Source organism: Collinsella aerofaciens (assembly GCF_020181355.1).
Taxonomy (GTDB): Bacteria; Actinomycetota; Coriobacteriia; order Coriobacteriales; family Coriobacteriaceae; genus Collinsella.
Genome location: NZ_CP084004.1, coordinates 67,516 through 83,363, shown reverse-complemented (window position 1 = coordinate 83,363; position 15,848 = coordinate 67,516). Strand labels below are relative to the sequence as shown.

12 protein-coding genes and 2 tRNA genes are annotated in these 15,848 nt (G+C 62.4%); 10 read left to right on the top strand and 4 right to left on the bottom strand.

All coding sequences use genetic code 11. The features are described from left to right. Positions 1-22 precede the first annotated feature (22 nt). A complete protein-coding gene (locus LCQ44_RS00315; protein WP_225093799.1) occupies positions 23-1,075 on the top strand; it encodes a MupG family TIM beta-alpha barrel fold protein in 1,053 nt (350 codons plus the stop codon). Positions 1,076-1,167: 92 nt separating this feature from the next. After that, positions 1,168-1,527: an arsenate reductase family protein gene (locus LCQ44_RS00310; RefSeq protein WP_225093798.1), complete on the top strand. Its 360-nt coding sequence runs from the start codon at positions 1,168-1,170 to the stop codon at positions 1,525-1,527. Between the two features lie 222 nt (positions 1,528-1,749). On the opposite strand, the gene LCQ44_RS00305 is transcribed toward LCQ44_RS00310, so the two are convergent. Continuing rightward, positions 1,750-2,160, bottom strand: a complete 411-nt coding sequence (locus LCQ44_RS00305) for a hypothetical protein (RefSeq protein ID WP_195503493.1) — start codon at positions 2,158-2,160, stop codon at positions 1,750-1,752. 276 nt (positions 2,161-2,436) lie between these two features. Between LCQ44_RS00305 and LCQ44_RS00300 the strand changes: the two genes are divergently transcribed. From LCQ44_RS00300 to LCQ44_RS00275, 6 genes are all read left to right on the top strand, one after another. Beyond that, positions 2,437-2,510: transfer RNA gene (locus LCQ44_RS00300), tRNA-Gln, on the top strand. Between the two features lie 17 nt (positions 2,511-2,527). Continuing rightward, positions 2,528-2,604, top strand: a tRNA-Glu gene (locus tag LCQ44_RS00295). Positions 2,605-2,698: 94 nt separating this feature from the next. After that, positions 2,699-3,616, top strand: coding sequence for a tetratricopeptide repeat protein (locus tag LCQ44_RS00290; RefSeq protein ID WP_225093797.1), 918 nt, complete (start codon positions 2,699-2,701; stop codon positions 3,614-3,616). Then, positions 3,606-4,076 carry an SsrA-binding protein SmpB gene (gene smpB, locus LCQ44_RS00285; protein WP_006235325.1) on the top strand — a complete coding sequence of 157 codons (471 nt, stop codon included), beginning with the start codon at positions 3,606-3,608 and terminating at the stop codon, positions 4,074-4,076. The genes LCQ44_RS00290 and smpB overlap by 11 nt, the downstream gene beginning before the upstream one ends. 206 nt (positions 4,077-4,282) lie before the next feature. Continuing rightward, positions 4,283-4,786 (top strand): flavin reductase family protein, encoded by a 504-nt coding sequence (locus tag LCQ44_RS00280; RefSeq protein WP_225093796.1) that lies wholly within the window; start codon positions 4,283-4,285, stop codon positions 4,784-4,786. A gap of 89 nt (positions 4,787-4,875) precedes the next feature. Then, positions 4,876-5,019 (top strand): rubredoxin-like domain-containing protein, encoded by a 144-nt coding sequence (locus LCQ44_RS00275; RefSeq protein WP_055251878.1) that lies wholly within the window; start codon positions 4,876-4,878, stop codon positions 5,017-5,019. A gap of 300 nt (positions 5,020-5,319) precedes the next feature. On the opposite strand, the gene LCQ44_RS00270 is transcribed toward LCQ44_RS00275, so the two are convergent. From LCQ44_RS00270 to LCQ44_RS00260, 3 genes are all read right to left on the bottom strand, one after another. Beyond that, complete coding sequence (locus LCQ44_RS00270; protein ID WP_006235234.1) at positions 5,320-6,147, bottom strand: ATP-binding protein; 828 nt, start codon at positions 6,145-6,147, stop codon at positions 5,320-5,322. Continuing rightward, on the bottom strand, positions 6,144-7,451 hold the full coding sequence (istA, locus tag LCQ44_RS00265; protein ID WP_035138955.1) for an IS21 family transposase: 1,308 nt from the start codon (positions 7,449-7,451) through the stop codon (positions 6,144-6,146). Before istA ends, LCQ44_RS00270 begins: the two co-directional genes overlap by 4 nt. A gap of 415 nt (positions 7,452-7,866) precedes the next feature. Continuing rightward, positions 7,867-9,123, bottom strand: a complete 1,257-nt coding sequence (locus tag LCQ44_RS00260; RefSeq protein ID WP_225093795.1) for an Nramp family divalent metal transporter — start codon at positions 9,121-9,123, stop codon at positions 7,867-7,869. 523 nt (positions 9,124-9,646) lie between these two features. On the opposite strand from LCQ44_RS00260, the gene gltB reads away from it, so the two are divergent. Both gltB and LCQ44_RS00250 read left to right on the top strand, forming a co-directional pair. Continuing rightward, a complete protein-coding gene (gene gltB / locus LCQ44_RS00255; protein WP_225093794.1) occupies positions 9,647-14,344 on the top strand; it encodes a glutamate synthase large subunit in 4,698 nt (1,565 codons plus the stop codon). 5 nt (positions 14,345-14,349) lie between these two features. Next, the gene (locus LCQ44_RS00250; protein ID WP_225093793.1) at positions 14,350-15,831 is read left to right on the top strand and encodes a glutamate synthase subunit beta; all 1,482 of its coding nucleotides are present in this window, start codon (positions 14,350-14,352) and stop codon (positions 15,829-15,831) included. Positions 15,832-15,848 lie beyond the last annotated feature (17 nt).

Here is a 15,848-nt window from a genome sequence, read left to right as displayed (position 1 = left end):
TTTTTTAAAGGAGCGTTGAAGCGTGAAAACGGGTATTTCGATTTATCTTTCCAGCCCTTTGCAGGATATTGAGCGGACGATTGAGCGTGGTGCCGCGGCGAGTGCGCGCTATGCGTTCACCTCGCTGCATATTCCCGAGGATGGGGGAGCGGCGTATGCCGATAAGGTCCGTCATGTGCTGTCGCTGCTTTCCGCCCGCGGCATTGCGCTCATTGCCGATGTGGGGCCTCGCACGTGCGATTTGCTCGGGCTTGAGCGCATCGAGGACCTGCGCGATCTGGGGTTGGAATACCTTCGTTTGGACTATGGCTTTAGCGCCCAGCGGGTCGCGGAGCTGTCCGGTGTATTTCGCATTGTGGTCAATGCATCGACAGTGAGTTCTGATGAAATCGCATCGTGGCGTGAGGCCGGTGCCGATGTGACTCGTTTTGCCGCCTGCCACAATTTTTACCCCAAGCCTTATACCGGTTTAGCTCTGGAGGACATTGCTCGGGTGAATCTTCGTCTTGCGGCGCTTGGATTCGAAATCATGGCTTTTGTGCCGGGTGATGCTAACGTTCGCGGGCCGGTATTCGAGGGACTGCCGACGGTCGAGGCACAGCGCGGTCGCGCGTCAAAGGTTGCCCTCAATATGCTTGAGCTTGCACATGGCGCCGATTGCGACATTGTGTTGGTCGGCGACCCCGATCTATCCGATGCGGGCTGGGCGCAGTTTGCTCAAGTTTCCGCCGGATACGTGGACCTGCAATGCGAGCTTGAGCCCGGTTATGCCTATGTGCGCGGGCAGATTCATCACGACCGGCCCGACTCGAGTGTCCTCATCTTTAGGTCTCAGGAGTCACGTACGACGCTTAAGCCGGATTCCGTGCCGACGGATGCCGGAGCCGGCCTGCCGCGAAAGGCGGGGTCGATCGCTGTGAGCAATAGCGGATATGGGCGCTACGAAGGCGAGCTTGAGATTGCGCGGGTCGATCTTCCCGGTGACGAGCGCATGAACGTTGCGGGCCATATCACGCCCGAGGCAATGGAGCTACTGCCGTTCATCAAACGCGGATTCGGGGTACGGTTCGTTTAGCGTGTGACCCGTGGGCTACAATTGGCCCATCATACGAAGGCGCCTCGTGTGGCGTGTGCCCGCGTTGGCCGATCTATATTCGGAGGATTCCCATGACCGTACTGTTTGTTGAATATCCCAAGTGCTCGACCTGTAAGAAGGCCAAGGCATGGCTGGACGAACATGGGGTAGAGTATATCGATCGCGATATCGTTTTGGACAATCCCACGGCTGATGAGCTTGCGACCTGGGTTGCTCGTTCGGGGCTGCCGGTGCGGCGTTTCTTTAATTCGTCGGGCATGAAATATCGAGAGCTGGGCCTGAAGGCGCGTCTGGATGCGGGCATGACGGATCGGGAGTGCTACGAGCTGCTGGCGACCGACGGCATGCTGGTCAAGCGTCCGCTGCTGGTGGGCGACGACTTTGCGATTCCCGGCTTTAGGGAAGCGGCCTGGACCGAGGTACTGTTGTAGTGGCTTCGGAAAGTGCGTCCCGTTTTGAGCTCGGATTCCGGGACGCAGTTTCCGGTTGAAGGGGCTAGCGGAAACCGTATCCCAGTTTGAGCGCGAAATCTGGGACGCAGTTTCCGCTTGGGGCCTCTAGGGGAAAGCGCGTCCCGTTCTGGACGTAAATTCCGGGATGAGCTTTCCGGTTGGCGGGCATGCGCACTATCCCGGTTGGCGGGCCTGCCTCAGTCAGTCCGCCAGCTGTGCCCATTCGTGCGGATCGTAGACCTTTACGTGCTTGTTGGGCTTGCCGCTCCAGTACTCCTCGTCCATAAAGGGCAGATATGCCTGAACGCCGGGGCAGATAAAGGGAATCCGCTGCTGTTGCAGTCGCTCGCGCTGGCGCTGCTCCAGGTGCGCCTCGGATATGACGGTCGGCATACCGGACAGCTCGACGAGGCTTGCCTGGATTCGCTTAAGGTCGGGGAGTCCCGCGTGCCATGACACCCGCATGATCAAAAAGGATGCACGGCGGTATTTTGCCTGCATCACCGTGATGGCGGGGCGCAGTGTGGGATGGATTTTGTCCCGTTCGGGCCAAAGGTCAGCAGTGATCTCGAGGCCCAGGGTCTCCCATAGGTAATCAAGCTCTTCGTCCATGGCGCCTCGATATCTACGCGATCATTGATACTTCGATTGTGTTGCCTGGTGCTATTGTTTTCGCGGTAGAATCTGCCAACGGTTGACGGCTACCGCTCGCGGCGTTTTGCCCTTCGTGTGCAGCGGTCGGCTTCACAGGTCCTTCACGGGTTGGGCGAAATCAGGCCAATTTGACTGAATTTCAAAAAAGTCAAAATTGGGGCTTGCGTCACGGCGAGACTTCCCGTATATTTCTTTCTTGCGCAAAGGCACAGCCGAGCGCAGCGATGCAGTCATTGGGATGTCGTCTAATGGCAGGACAGCGGATTCTGGTTCCGTCAATGGGGGTTCGACTCCCTCCATCCCAGCCATTGCATTTGCTACATATGGCCCGTTCGTCTAGCGGTTTAGGACGCCGCCCTCTCAAGGCGGAGATCACCAGTTCGAATCTGGTACGGGCTACCAAAATTGAACGCCCGGGCCTCGTAAGAGACCCGGGTTTTGTGTATTGATCGTATATACGGCGCCTGCCGTGTTTCGCTCAGATCGAGGAGTAGCCATGGATCTGCCCATCAGCTTGCAAGACATCACGTATGCCGAGAACTATCTGGCGCAGGGCGACCTGGCTACGGCGACGCCGCTGCTGGAGCGTCTGGTGGAGCTCGCCGAGGAGTATATCGACGCTGAGTGCAAGACGGAGGAGAAGCGCCAATTCTTTAGCTTCGATAGCAAGTTTGAGCGCTTGGCCTATCGCCGCGTGGAGAAGGATCCGCGCGAGCTCGTGCAGGTCGAGGTGCCGTTTGACCGCCTGTACTCTGATATGGCGTTTGCCTACATTCGCCAGCAGGATTATGTGAGCGCTCGTAATGCCCTGATGCAGGCTGTGCGTTGGGACCCCATGAACTGCAACTATCGCTTGGATTTGGCCGAGCTGTTCCGCGCACTCGAGGACAAGCAGGAATGGGCATCGCTCTCGTTCTCGGTGCTGGAGCGTGCAAGTGATGGCAAGTGCGCCGCCCGTGCTTACGCCAATCTAGGTCAGTACTTCTTGGAGCCCGAGACCGAGAACGTTTCGGCTGCCGTGGGCTGCGCGCGTCTGGCGCTGCGCCTGGCGCCCAACGATGCGCATACGACGCGCCTGCTCAACAAGATCCATACCACCTATCCGGATGCCGCCGATGAGAGCGACGAGCACGTGATGGGTGAACTGGCCCTGCAAGGCGTTCCGACCTCGCCTTCGGCCGAGATTGCCATCTGCCTGATTATGTGCGCGACCGATGCCGCAAGCGACGGCGACAAGCAGGAGGCGACGCGCCTGACGGTACGTGCTCGCGACTTGGTGGGCGAGGAGGCCTGCGCGGCGATTATCAAACTGGTGCGCGAGAGCGATGCCGAGCTCAATGCCGAGCGCGAGGCAAAGCGCGAGACTGCGGGCTCAAACGCCGATGGAGCCAAGGAGGCCGGCGATGCCCAGTAAGCGCGAGCGCAAGCTCATTTCCAAGAATCGCTCGGCGCATCACGAGTACTTTATCGATGAGACATTTGAGTGTGGCATTGAACTGAGCGGCACCGAGGTCAAGTCGATTCGCGAGCGCGCCTGCCAGATCACCGATACCTTCGCGCTGATCCGCGGCGGGGAGTGCTGGCTCGTCGGCCTGCATATCCACCCCTATAGCCATGGTGGCGTGTGGAATCGCGATCCCGACCGTCGGCGTCGTCTGCTGCTGCACCGCAAGGAGATCGACTTTCTTGACGGCAAACTTCGCAACCGTGGTTATGCGCTGGTTCCGTTGGAGCTCTACTTTAATACCGACGGCCGCGTAAAGCTGCTGCTGGGTCTGGGTCGCGGCAAGAAGCTCTACGACAAGCGCGAGGACATGGCCAAGCGTGATGTTCAACGCGAGATCGACCGCGCCCTCAAAGAGCGCAATCGCTGACCACCCTTCATAAGTTGCGGTGGAATACGGACTGTTTTGCCTGATTGAGGGACTATTCAGTCCCTATTTCACCGCAACTGCGGGCGTCTCATCTTTCTTACTGTTCTGACACATATGTCTCAAAGGCGGCGTCCGTTATGGGCGTCGCCTTTTTTGTGGGTACATACATCCATGAGGTTCCAACCCGAGCTAGGGGAGTGATCGTTATGGACAAAACTGCGTTCTTTACCATGCCGAGTGGCCTGTACGTGGTGAGCGCCGCGGCGGACGGGCTGCGTGCCGGCTGCGTTATCAACACAGCGGTGCAGGTGACATCCGCCCCGCCGCGCATCTCGATTGCCGTGAATAAGGACAATGTCACGTCTGGTGTTATCTCGTCTGCCAAGGCCTTCGCGCTGACCGTGATCGACCAGACGGCCGATATGCTCTACATTGGCAACTTTGGGTTCCGCACCAGCAGTGACTATGACAAGTTTGCCAAGTACGAGACGCGCGAGACCACGCTGGGCATGCCCTATGTGCCCGAGCACGCGGCAGCGCTGTTTAGTTGCCGTCTGATTGACACCGTGGACGTGGGCACGCATCTGCTCTTTATTGGCGAGGTTGAGGATGCCGAGCGTCTGAGTGGCGAGACTCCGTTGACCTATGACTACTACCACAAGGTGCTGAAGGGCAAGACGCCGCCCAAGGCTTCATCGTATCAAGGCTAGAAATGTTCTAAAAATACTTGCATTATATTATTGAGAACATATACTAATAAGCGAAGTACATCACCAGTCGCGTTCGAGAGGAGAACATCATGGCTGAGGAGAAGAAGACGTATAAGTTTGTGTGCGTCGTTTGCGGTTACGAGGTTGAGGTCGACACGCCCGAGCTGCCCGAGGACTACGTGTGCCCGGTGTGCGGCGTCGGTCCCGATCAGTTTGAGCTCGTTGAGGAGTAGCTCGCAGGCACGCGGCGAAAGCCGAACATAGCTCTGTCCAAGGGCCCCGGTCGGTCATCCCGGCCGGGGCCCTTTTCCTCCGTCCCCAAGGGATCACGGCTGCTGTTAGCCGCTCCTGTCTGTTGTGAGTCCGGCCGACTGTTTGTCTCAATCTGTAACATGTGGCGGCTCAAAACGGGTCTATCTGTTACAGTGTTAGCGCCGGAATAATTTAGCCAAATATAGTCGGCCGAGATTGACCAATCCCGGCCGACCCATTTTAGCCAACACGCCCGCATCTATGACTTTCCTATCGCATTCCTACATCCCCTCGGGCTGGATCCCCCTCACCTTCACCGCCTGGGGGACGGCCTCCACCGAGTAGGTGTCAAGCTCCCTGCCGCGGTAGCTCGGGCCCCGCATCACGAACACCGACGCCTTGTCGAACAGCCTGTCGAGGGCGCAGAGGAGCGTGTCGTCGCCCGTGAAGAACTCATCCCACCCGCTCGGGGCGATGTTGCTCGTGAGGACCATCGCGTTCGGCCCCTCCTTCTCGTAGCGCCTGTCGACGACATCGAAGAACAGGTCGGTGCACGGCCTGTCGTAGACGCATCTCCCCACCTCGTCAACGATGAGGCACGACGGCTTGACGAGCGAGGAGACGACCCGCGAGGTGTTTCCCCGCTGGACGGCCTTCTGGAACCTGTCCCTGAGCTCGGTCGCCTTTATGTAGTAGGTCTTGAGCCCCCGCATGCAGCACTCGCGCCCGTAGGCCTGCGCGAGGTGCGTCTTCCCTATGCCGCCGGGCCCGACGAAGGCGACGTTGCGGTGCGCGTAGAGGTCGGCCAGCGACGGGAGCTTGCCCAGCGCGGCCGCGTCCCGGCCCTGGATCCTGGAGAAGTCGAAGCCCTCGAAGGTCTTGGGCTCGCGCCTGGGCAGCCTGCTCAGCCTCAGCAGCGTCTCGATGGAGGCGAGCCTCCTCTTCTCCGCAAGGTAGGAGAAGGTGGCTGCCACGGCGGCCATCTCCCCGTCGCCGAGGTCGAGGTCCGAGGCGAGGGTCGCGAGCTCCTCCGCCCCGACGGCGATCCCGAGCCTCGACGCGGCGTCGCTCGCGAGCTCGTAGGGGCTCGCCCCCGCGCCCGCCATCATTCGGCCCTCCCGAAGTCGAACCTCTCGAAACCGGGTTTCGTCCTGGGCGGGGCGATTTGCTCGACCACGGTCCCCACCGGCTGGGTCGGCAGCTCCTCGGGCTGCGCCGGCGATGTCTCCCACTGCCCCTCGCACCAGCTGTCGGCGCCGGTGCCGACGGCGTGGGCGACGAGCTCGCGGGAGAGGTCGTCGCTGTATATGTGCACCACGCGCCCCTCCCGGTTCACCCTGCACTCGCGGCGGACGTACCAGTAGGGCACGCCGTAGCGGTGCCCCTCGAAGCTCACGAAGCCGTCGAAGGAGATCTTCCGGCGCGGGCACAGGTACCGCTCGACCTCGGCCGTGACCTCGAGCGGCCTGGTGTTCGCCGAGCACGCCGCCTCGTGCTCGCGCATCGGGACGCATGCCGCCGCGCGCCGCCAGCGGCCTCCCTGCTCGGCGCACCAGAGGGCGGCCTCCCGGTTGAGGGCGTCAAGGTCGGTAAAGGACCTTCCCGCGAGGAAGTTCCCCTTCACGAAGCGGACGAGCCTCTCCACCTTGCCCTTCGTATAGGGGTGGCGCGGCCTGCACAACCTGGTGCGGAAGCCGACGACGCCCATGAACTCGGCGTAGTCGGCCTGCCAGACGGGCCGGCCGTCGGCATCGCGGCGGACGACCACGCTCTTCATGTTGTCGGTGAGCACGGTCGCGGGCACGCCCAGCGCCGAGAACGCGTGCAGCATCCCGATGAGGAGGTTCTCCTGGCGCGCGTTCGGGAAGAACTCGACGTGGGCGCCCCCGCAATGGTGGCAGACCATGGCGAAGCAGGCGATCCGCGCCCGCTCCCCGCCAGGGCGCTCGACCGCGACGAAGCCCCAGTCCATCTGGTAGGCCTCTCCGGGCGCCGTCCTGAAGCGCTGGCCGCGGCAGCCCTGCGGGGCCGCCTGCCGCCTCTTCGCGGGCACGAGGTCCCGGTGCGCGGCGATATAGGTCTTCACCGTGGTGAGGCCGCCGGCGTAGCCCTGGCCGAGCAGCCGCTCGAATATCACCTGCGAGTTGGTGACGCCCTTCCGCAGGAGGTCGTCCACCAGGCCGGTGTGGCCGGCGAGCACGCCCGGCGCGGCCCTCCTCCCGCTGTTCCCGTGGGGCAGGGCCCTGAACCCGTGTGCCCTGACCGTCCTCGCGCGGGAGCGGGTGAGCCCCGTCCTCCTGCAGAACTCCGCGAGGTTGCATGCCTGCGGGTCGAACCCGTCGCCCTCCTCCGCGGCCATCTCCCGGAGCGCCGCGTCTATAATCTCCTGTAGGTCATCGTGTCTCTCGTTCACCTCAATGGTCCTCCTAACGCCGGCGTGTTGGCACCACCAGCGTAGTGGCGGCGGGGAGGCACGGTGGCCATTATTCGGTGACCGGGATTGGTCAAAATAGTTTGACTATTAGCGGCTAAAATCGCCCGGCGCTAACAACAGATTGAGACAAAAGGTTGGAGCTGAAGAAATGTCTCAATCTGTAACATCTAGAAGCGGAAATTGGGTCCACTTGTTATAGGTCGAGACAAACCAAAACCGTCCGGCAGAAGATCTCAATCTGTAACATCTGGCAGTGAAAACGGGGTCTACGTGTTACAGATTGAGACAAACGGAGCTGTCCCTCGGAATGATCTCGATCTGTAACATCTAGACATCAAAAGCGTGTCTATCTGTTACAGATCGAGACGTTTGCCTGGGTAGGTGCCCCGCCCCATTACATCCCTGTCAACAACACGACATCGAGAATCGTCACGATGGCACCGATCCCTACGAGCAACGCGTTGAGCGGGCGCGAGTTGGCGTATTTGCCCATGACGCGGGCTGAGCTGGTGAGCCGTATGAGCACAAAGACCGTAATCGGCAGCTGAAGCGACAGCAGTGCCTGACTCCAGATGAGACCTTCAAAAGGATTTGGGACGACCAGACACGCCGCCACTGCGCCGGCGAAACAGGCCGCTACCCCGATCGAGGAATGTCGGTCGTGGATGTCGTATTCCTCGTCGAACATGCCCGCGGTGATGGTGCCTGCCGCCATGCCTGCCGTCACACTACTCGATATGCCCGCAAACAGCAGTGCCACCGCAAAGATGGTCGAGCTTGCCGGGCCCAGAATGGGGGAGAGCGTGTCCGCTGCGACGGCGAGGTCGTCTACGACTATGCCATGCGCAAAGAAGGTCGTTGCGGCCAGGATGACCATGGCCGAGTTGATTGCCCAGCCCACGCCCATCGAAAAGAGCGTGTCGAAGAGCTCGTAGTGCAGACGCTCTTCGATAACTTGCTCGCCTTGGCCTTCGAAGTGCATGGATTGGATGACCTCGGAGTGCAGAAAAAGGTTATGTGGCATAACGACCGCGCCTAGGACACTTACGATAATCGCGGCCGAGCCGGTGGGCATACTGGGTGTGATCCAGCTTGCGGCGGCCTGCGGCCAGTCGACCTTGACTAGTGCAAGCTCGGCCAAAAACGAGAGGCCTACCACGCCGACGAAGGCGATGATCCAGCGTTCGGCACGCTTGTAGGAGTTCGTCATGAGCATCGCCATCGATACTGCCGCTATGATGACGCAGCCCGCACGCACGGGCAGCCCAAAGAGCATTTGAAGGGCAATCGCGCCGCCCAGGACCTCTGCCATGGCGGTGGCGATGGTCGCGAGATAGGCGCTGGCGAGCACCGTGCGTCCAACGAAGCGGGGGAGGTAGCGTGTCGTGGCCTCGGCAAGACAGGTGCCCGTGGCGATACCCAGGTGCGCCGCATTGTGCTGCAGCACAATGAGCATAATCGTGGACAGTGTGACGATCCACAGCAGCGCGTAGCCAAACTGCGAGCCCGCGGCCATATTGGAGGCCCAGTTGCCCGGGTCGATAAAGCCGACGGTCACGAGTAGCCCGGGGCCGATGTGCCGCGCAATGTCTAGGCCTCCGTGACCGCCGGTGCGTCGGGAGCCAAAATGATGTTTGAGATGGTTGGGCATGGTGAGCTCCTGCGTGCCGTTTGTTTGACGCCGCAAAGGATACCCGTTTTAGGCCAAAAAGTTAACCAAGACTAACAAAATAGTTGTATTTGAATAAGATGGTGAAAAGGGGGTTGCCGAAATGTCTTGATCTGTAACAACTAGGGATGGAAATTGGGTTTAGGTGTTACAGATCAAGACAGGAAGAAATGGTCCTATGGAATATCTCGATCTGTAACAGCTGGCCGCCAAAACCGACCCTCCGTGTTACAGATTGAGACATTCGGAGCCGTCTCTCAAAAACGTCTCAATCTGTAACAGTTAGTCGTCGAAATTTGGTCTTCCTGTTACAGATTGAGATGTTTGAAGCGGTGAGCATACGGGCCGAACTTGGGGCCCTTGTTGCCGTCCTTGAGGTCGGCGGTGTCCACTCGTAGGGCGTGCGTTACGCGATTGTTTCGAAACGGGCGGGAAACACAACGGGCCGGCGATGCTCCTAGTATGCCTATTCAACTGACTGTCTAATATTTAGGGGAGGATCGCGATGCAGGCAGATTCCGCTCAGCAGCAGGGCCTTTATCGCCCCGAATTCGACCACGATGCATGTGGCATCGGCGCGCTTGCCGATATCAACGGCGAGCGCCATCACCAGATTCTGGACGACGCACTGTCCATTCTGGTCAACTTGGAGCACCGCGGCGGTACGGGACTCGAGAAGAACACCGGCGACGGCGCCGGCATCCTGTTCCAGGTTCCGCATCACTTTTTCCGCAAAGAGGCTCAAAAGTGCGGCCAGATTCTGCCGGCAGAGGGCGACTATGGCGTGGCCATGCTGTTCTTCCCGCAGGACGACAAGGGCGTAGAGGATGCCCGCCGCGTGTTTGAGGAGGGCTGCGCCGAGGCCGGCGTGCCGCTGCTCTTTTGGCGCGAGGTGCCGGTCGACCCGCACGACCTGGGCGAGACGGCCCGCGCCTGCATGCCCACTATCCTGCAGGCCTTCCTGGGCCGTCCGGACGACACGCCGGCGGGCGACGCCTTCGAGCGCCGTCTGTATGTGTGCCGCCGCACCATCGAGAAGAAGGCCGACGCTGAGTTTGCCCTGCGCGACAAGATCTTCTACGTGTGCTCCATGAGCTCGCGCACCATCGTGTACAAGGGTATGCTGGTCGCCACGCAGATGCGCCGCTTCTTCATCGATCTCAACGACGCCGCCGTCAAGACGGCCGTGGCGCTCGTCCACTCGCGCTACTCCACCAACACCACGCCCAGCTGGGAGCGCGCGCACCCCAACCGCTTTATCATCCACAACGGCGAGATCAACACCCTCAAGGGCAATGTCAACTGGATTCGCGCCCGCGAGCCCAACCTGTACAGCCCCGTGCTGCAGCACGATCTTGAGCGCGTGATGCCCATCATCAACCGTGAGGGTTCCGACTCCGCGATTCTAGACAACGTGCTTGAGTTCCTGGTCATGAACGGTCGCCCGCTCACGCGTGCCGCGTCCATGTTGCTGCCCGAGCCGTGGGATCACAACGACAGCCTGAGTGAGGAGCGCCGCGCCTACGACGCTTACCAGTCCATGCTCATGGAGCCGTGGGACGGTCCTGCCGCTATCGCCTTTACCGACGGCCGTACCCTGGGTGCCGCCCTCGACCGTAACGGCCTGCGTCCGGCTCGCTACTACGTGACGCGTGACGGCCTCTTTATGCTGGCGAGTGAGGTGGGCACCATCGAGGTGAGCCCCGAGAACATCCTGACGAGCGGCTGTCTGGGACCGGGCCAGATGCTCGAGGTCGATTTTGCCCGCGGCCGCGTGATCTACAACGACGAGCTGCGCGCCCGCTATGCCAAGGAAAAGCCCTACCGTGATTGGATTGCCGAGGAGACACTGACCGTCGACGCGCTCGATGAGCCCGTTGCGGCAACACCCGCCGAGGACGCCGAGGTGCCTGCCGCCGTGCGCATGGCTAAGCTCGGGTATCACTGGGATGATGTTGACGAGGTCGTGCGTCCCATGGCCCAGCAGGGCAAGGCGCCGCTCGCCTCGATGGGCATCGATGCGCCGCTGGCCTGCCTGTCCAAGAAGACGCGTTCGTTCTTTGACTACTTCTATCAGCTGTTCGCTCAGGTCACGAACCCGCCCATCGACGCCCTTCGCGAGCATATGGTCACCTCGACCACGCTCTACCTGGGCAACCACGGCAACCTGCTCGAGGACTCTCGTGCGGCCTGTCAGCTGGTGCGCTTGGAGCGCCCACTGCTGAGCGAGGAGGAGTTCGAGCGTATCTGCGCCATCGACCGCGTGGGCTTTAAGACCCGCCGTTTCCGTGCCGTGTACCGCCGCGACGCGGGTGAGGGCGCGCTGCAGGCTGCGCTCAAGCAGCTTGCCGAAGACGTCGAGGCCGCGGTTCGCGATGGCGTGAACATCGTGGTGCTGAGCGACCGTGCTGCGGCGGGCGAGGTCCCTGTGCCGTCGCTGCTCGCCGTGGGCTGCGTGCACAACCACCTGATTCGCGCCGGCGTGCGTACCTTTGCCGACATCGTGGTGGAGTGCGGCGACGCCGTGTCCCCGCACGACTTTGCGGCACTGGTGGGCTACTCCGCGAGCGGCATCTATCCGTACAACGCGCACGCGTGCATTCGCGACTTGGCGGCGCACGGCGATCTGGACGTGACAGCCGAGCAGGGCATCGCCAACTACAACAAGGCTGCGACCGCTGGCATCGTTTCCATCATGTCCAAGATGGGCATCTCCACGGTGCAGAGCTACCACTCCGCGCAGATCTTCGAGGCCGTGGGCTTCACTCCGGAGTTCGTCAACGCGTACTTCGCCGGCACGGTGAGCCGTGTGGGCGGTATGGGTGTCGAGGACGTCGAGCGCGAGCAGAATGAGCGCTACGACGCCGCGCTCGCTATCCTTAAGAGCCCGGCTCCCGATCAGCTGCCCACGCTGGGTCTGACCAAGTGGCGCCCGCTCGGCGGCGAGGATCACCTTATCGACCCGCAGACCGTCTACCTGCTGCAGACCGCCTGCCGCGAGGACAGCTACGACACCTTTAAGGAGTACAGCGCCCGCCTGCACCGCACCGGCCGTGCCGTGCGCCTGCGTGACCTGCTGGACTTTAATGCCAACGGTCGCACCCCGGTGGCACTCGACGAGGTGGAGCCCGCGCTCAACATCGTCCGCCGTTTTAACACCGGCGCCATGTCGTACGGCTCCATCAGCAAGGAAGCACACGAGTGCATGGCCATCGCCATGAACCGCCTGCACGGCCGTTCCAACTCGGGCGAGGGCGGCGAGGACCCGCGTCGCGAGACCCCGCTGGCTAACGGTGACTCCAAGAACTCCGCCATCAAGCAGGTGGCAAGCGCGCGCTTTGGCGTGACGAGCCGCTACCTGTGCAGCGCCTTCGAGATTCAGATCAAGATGGCCCAGGGCGCCAAGCCCGGCGAGGGCGGTCACCTGCCCGGCAAGAAGGTCTACCCCTGGATTGCCGAGGTCCGTCAGTCCACGCCCGGCATCGGCCTGATCTCGCCTCCGCCGCACCACGACATCTACTCCATCGAGGACCTGGCAGAGCTGATCTTTGACCTTAAGAACGCCAACCCCGGCGCGCGCGTGTCGGTCAAGCTGGTCAGCGAGGCCGGTGTCGGCACCATCGCCACTGGTGTTGCCAAGGGCGCTGCCGACAAGATTTTGATCAGCGGCCACAACGGCGGCTCGGGTGCCGCTGCTCGCGATTCGATCTGGCACGCCGGTCTGCCGCTGGAGCTTGGCCTTGCCGAGGCCCAGCAGACGCTGCTGCAAAACGGCCTGCGCTCGCGCGTGGTGCTCGAGGCCGACGGCAAGCTCATGGACGGCACCGATGTTGCCGTCGCCTGCCTGCTGGGTGCCGAGGAGTTTGGCTTTGCGACCATGCCGCTCATCTCCATGGGCTGCCTCATGCAGCGCGACTGCCAGCAGGATACCTGCCCGGCCGGCATCGCCACGCAAAACTGTCGCCTGCGTCGCGGCTTCCGCGGCAAGCCGGAGCACGTCGAGCACTTTATGCTCTTTGTTGCCGAGCAGCTGCGCGAGGTCATGGCGAGCCTGGGCTTCCGCACCGTCGACGAGATGGTCGGCCATCCCGAGTGCCTGCGCCAGATTGAGGTCCCGGGCAACCGCAAGGCTAACCTGCTGGATCTGTCGCCCGTGCTGGCGAGCGCGACCTGTGAGTTTGGTGCCCATATCCCGGGTGCCGACGGCCGTCACTTCCTGCCCCAGATGGCTGCGGACAGCGAGCTCGAAAAGACGCTCGACTCCACGTTGTTTGTGCCCTATACGGCCGATGCCCGTGCGCACCTGCGTCCGATTCGCTTCCGCGCCGATATCGCCAACGTCAACCGCTGCGTGGGCACCATCTTGGGCAACGCGGTGACCAAGGCGCATCCCGAGGGCCTGCCCGCCGGCTCCATCACCATCGATTGCGATGGTTCGGCCGGTCAGAGCTTTGGCGCCTTCCTGCCGCGCGGCATTACGCTCAACGTGTGCGGCGACGCCAACGACTACTTTGGCAAGGGCCTTTCGGGCGGCGAGGTGTCGGTGCGCCCCAACCCGCATGCGACCTACAAGTTCGACGAGAACATCATCGTGGGCAACGTTGCGTTCTTTGGCGCTACGAGTGGCCGCGGCTTCATTAACGGCCTGGCCGGCCAGCGCTTTGGCGTACGCAACTCCGGTGCCACGGTGGTGGTCGAGGGCTGCGGCAACCATGGCTGCGAGTACATGACGGGAGGTCTGGCGCTCATCCTGGGCGAGGTCGGGCAGAACTTCGCCGCCGGCATGACGGGCGGCGTGGCTTACGTCTTTGACCAGTACGGCACGCTCGATGCCCGTGTGAACCACGAGAGCGTTGAGCTTAAAGCCCCGACGGCCGGTGAGCTGGCGCAGATTCGTGCGCTCGTCCAGGAGCACGTGGACGCGACGCAGAGCCCGCGCGGCATTAAGCTGCTCTACAGCTTTGAGACGATGAGCAAGCACTTTGTGAAGGTCATTCCGACCGAGTACGAGCGCGTGCTGGCGATTGTCGCCGCCGCCGAGGCCGTCGGCAAGACGCATGAGCAGGCCGAGGAGCTGGCGTTTGACATTGTGACCGGTCGCGCCGACGCCGCCGATGTCGCTCGCTTTGATGTGGCGGGTGGTGTCGCTGGCGCTGTGCCCGCCGCCGCCAGCTCTGTTGCTTCGACCAAGAAGGAGGCGTAAGTGCCATGGGTAAGCCCGGTGCTTTTCTTGATATCGATCGCGTGACCCACGAGCTGCGCCCCGTGGAGGAGCGCAGCCGCGATTTCGATCCGCTGTACGTGGAGCTCGACGACGATGCGCGCCGTGCCCAGGCGAGCCGCTGCATGATGTGCGGTGTGGCGTTTTGTCAGATGGGCGCGAGCTTTGGCAAGGCACGTCCGAGCGGCTGTCCGCTGCACAACCTGATTCCCGAGTGGAACGAGCTGGTGTACCGCGGCCGTTGGGACGAGGCTGCCGAGCGCCTGTCACTCACCTCGCCCATGCCCGAGTTCACGAGTCGCGTGTGCCCGGCGCTGTGCGAGGCCGCATGCAACCTGGGCTCGGTCGATGGCCAGCCCACGACGATTCATGACAACGAGCGCGCGATTAGCGACCATGAGTGGGCCAACGGCGGTCCGCGCCGCTTTGAGCCGGCAGGGGAGGGTGCACCCACGGTTGCCGTGGTGGGTTCCGGTCCCGCTGGTCTGGTGGCAGCATGGGAGCTTGCGCGTCGTGGCGCCCGCGTGACGGTGTTTGAGCGCGACGACCGCCCGGGCGGTCTGCTCATGTACGGCATTCCCAACATGAAGCTCGAGAAGTCCGTGGTCGAGCGTCGCGTGGCGCTCATGCGCGAGCTGGGCATTGTGTTCGAGCTGAGTGCCGACGTGAGCGATTCCAAGGTTACCGCCAAGCTCGACGACTTTGACGCCGTCGTGGTGGCTGCCGGCGCCCGTGCTCCGCGTGGGCTTTCGGCTGCGAACATTGATGCCCCGGGCGTGGTGTATGCCGTGGACTACCTGGCGGCTTCGATCGTCTCGGTGCTCGATGGCGGCGAGCCCGCGGTGAACGCGCGCGGCCTGGACGTTGTGGTCATTGGCGGCGGCGATACCGGTAACGACTGCGTGGGCACCGCGGTACGTCAGGGTGCGCGCAGCGTGCGCCAGTTTGAGTTCTTGCCGGCGGCGCCTGATGCGCGCGCGGCGAGCAGCCCCTGGCCGCAGTGGCCCAACGTGAAGAAGACCGATTATGGCCAGCAGGAGGCCATCGCTGCCATGGGCGGCGAGATGCGCGCTTGGGGTGTGGATACGCTCGAGGTACTGTTGGACAAGAAGGGCGCGGCCGCGGGCCTGCGCGTGGTCGATCTGGATTGGTCGGCTGGCAAGCCCGAGCGCATCGCGGGCTCCGAGCACGAGGTGCCGGCCCAGCTGGTGCTCATCGCCTGCGGCTTTACGGGTCCCGAGCATGGCGTGTTCGACGCCGTTGGCGTGCCTGTTGCCACCGCTGGTCGTCCGCTGCCGGTGATGGCTGCCGAGGGCTCGCACCTTGCGGCCCGTGTCGACGGCGTCGCCGCGGGCGCCACACCGGTATACGTGGCCGGCGATGCTCGCAATGGCAGTTCGCTCGTGGTAAGCGCCATGGCCGACGCCCTGGCCTGCGCTGCCGAAGTCGCCGAGGCGCTGGAGCTGTAAAGTAGTCATTTAAGAAC

What these genes read in the sequence shown, in the direction of transcription:
- LCQ44_RS00270 (WP_006235234.1), bottom strand. Translation starts at nt 6,147, where the DNA reads ATGATGGCGGGCGCGGGGGCGAGCCCCTACGAGCTCGCGAGCGACGCC.
- LCQ44_RS00260 (WP_225093795.1), bottom strand. Translation starts at nt 9,123, where the DNA reads ATGCCCAACCATCTCAAACATCATTTTGGCTCCCGACGCACCGGCGGT.
- LCQ44_RS00305 (WP_195503493.1), bottom strand. Translation starts at nt 2,160, where the DNA reads ATGGACGAAGAGCTTGATTACCTATGGGAGACCCTGGGCCTCGAGATC.
- LCQ44_RS00310 (WP_225093798.1), top strand. Translation starts at nt 1,168, where the DNA reads ATGACCGTACTGTTTGTTGAATATCCCAAGTGCTCGACCTGTAAGAAG.
- LCQ44_RS00280 (WP_225093796.1), top strand. Translation starts at nt 4,283, where the DNA reads ATGGACAAAACTGCGTTCTTTACCATGCCGAGTGGCCTGTACGTGGTG.
- smpB (WP_006235325.1), top strand. Translation starts at nt 3,606, where the DNA reads ATGCCCAGTAAGCGCGAGCGCAAGCTCATTTCCAAGAATCGCTCGGCG.
- LCQ44_RS00275 (WP_055251878.1), top strand. Translation starts at nt 4,876, where the DNA reads ATGGCTGAGGAGAAGAAGACGTATAAGTTTGTGTGCGTCGTTTGCGGT.
- LCQ44_RS00290 (WP_225093797.1), top strand. Translation starts at nt 2,699, where the DNA reads ATGGATCTGCCCATCAGCTTGCAAGACATCACGTATGCCGAGAACTAT.
- gltB (WP_225093794.1), top strand. Translation starts at nt 9,647, where the DNA reads ATGCAGGCAGATTCCGCTCAGCAGCAGGGCCTTTATCGCCCCGAATTC.
- LCQ44_RS00250 (WP_225093793.1), top strand. Translation starts at nt 14,350, where the DNA reads ATGGGTAAGCCCGGTGCTTTTCTTGATATCGATCGCGTGACCCACGAG.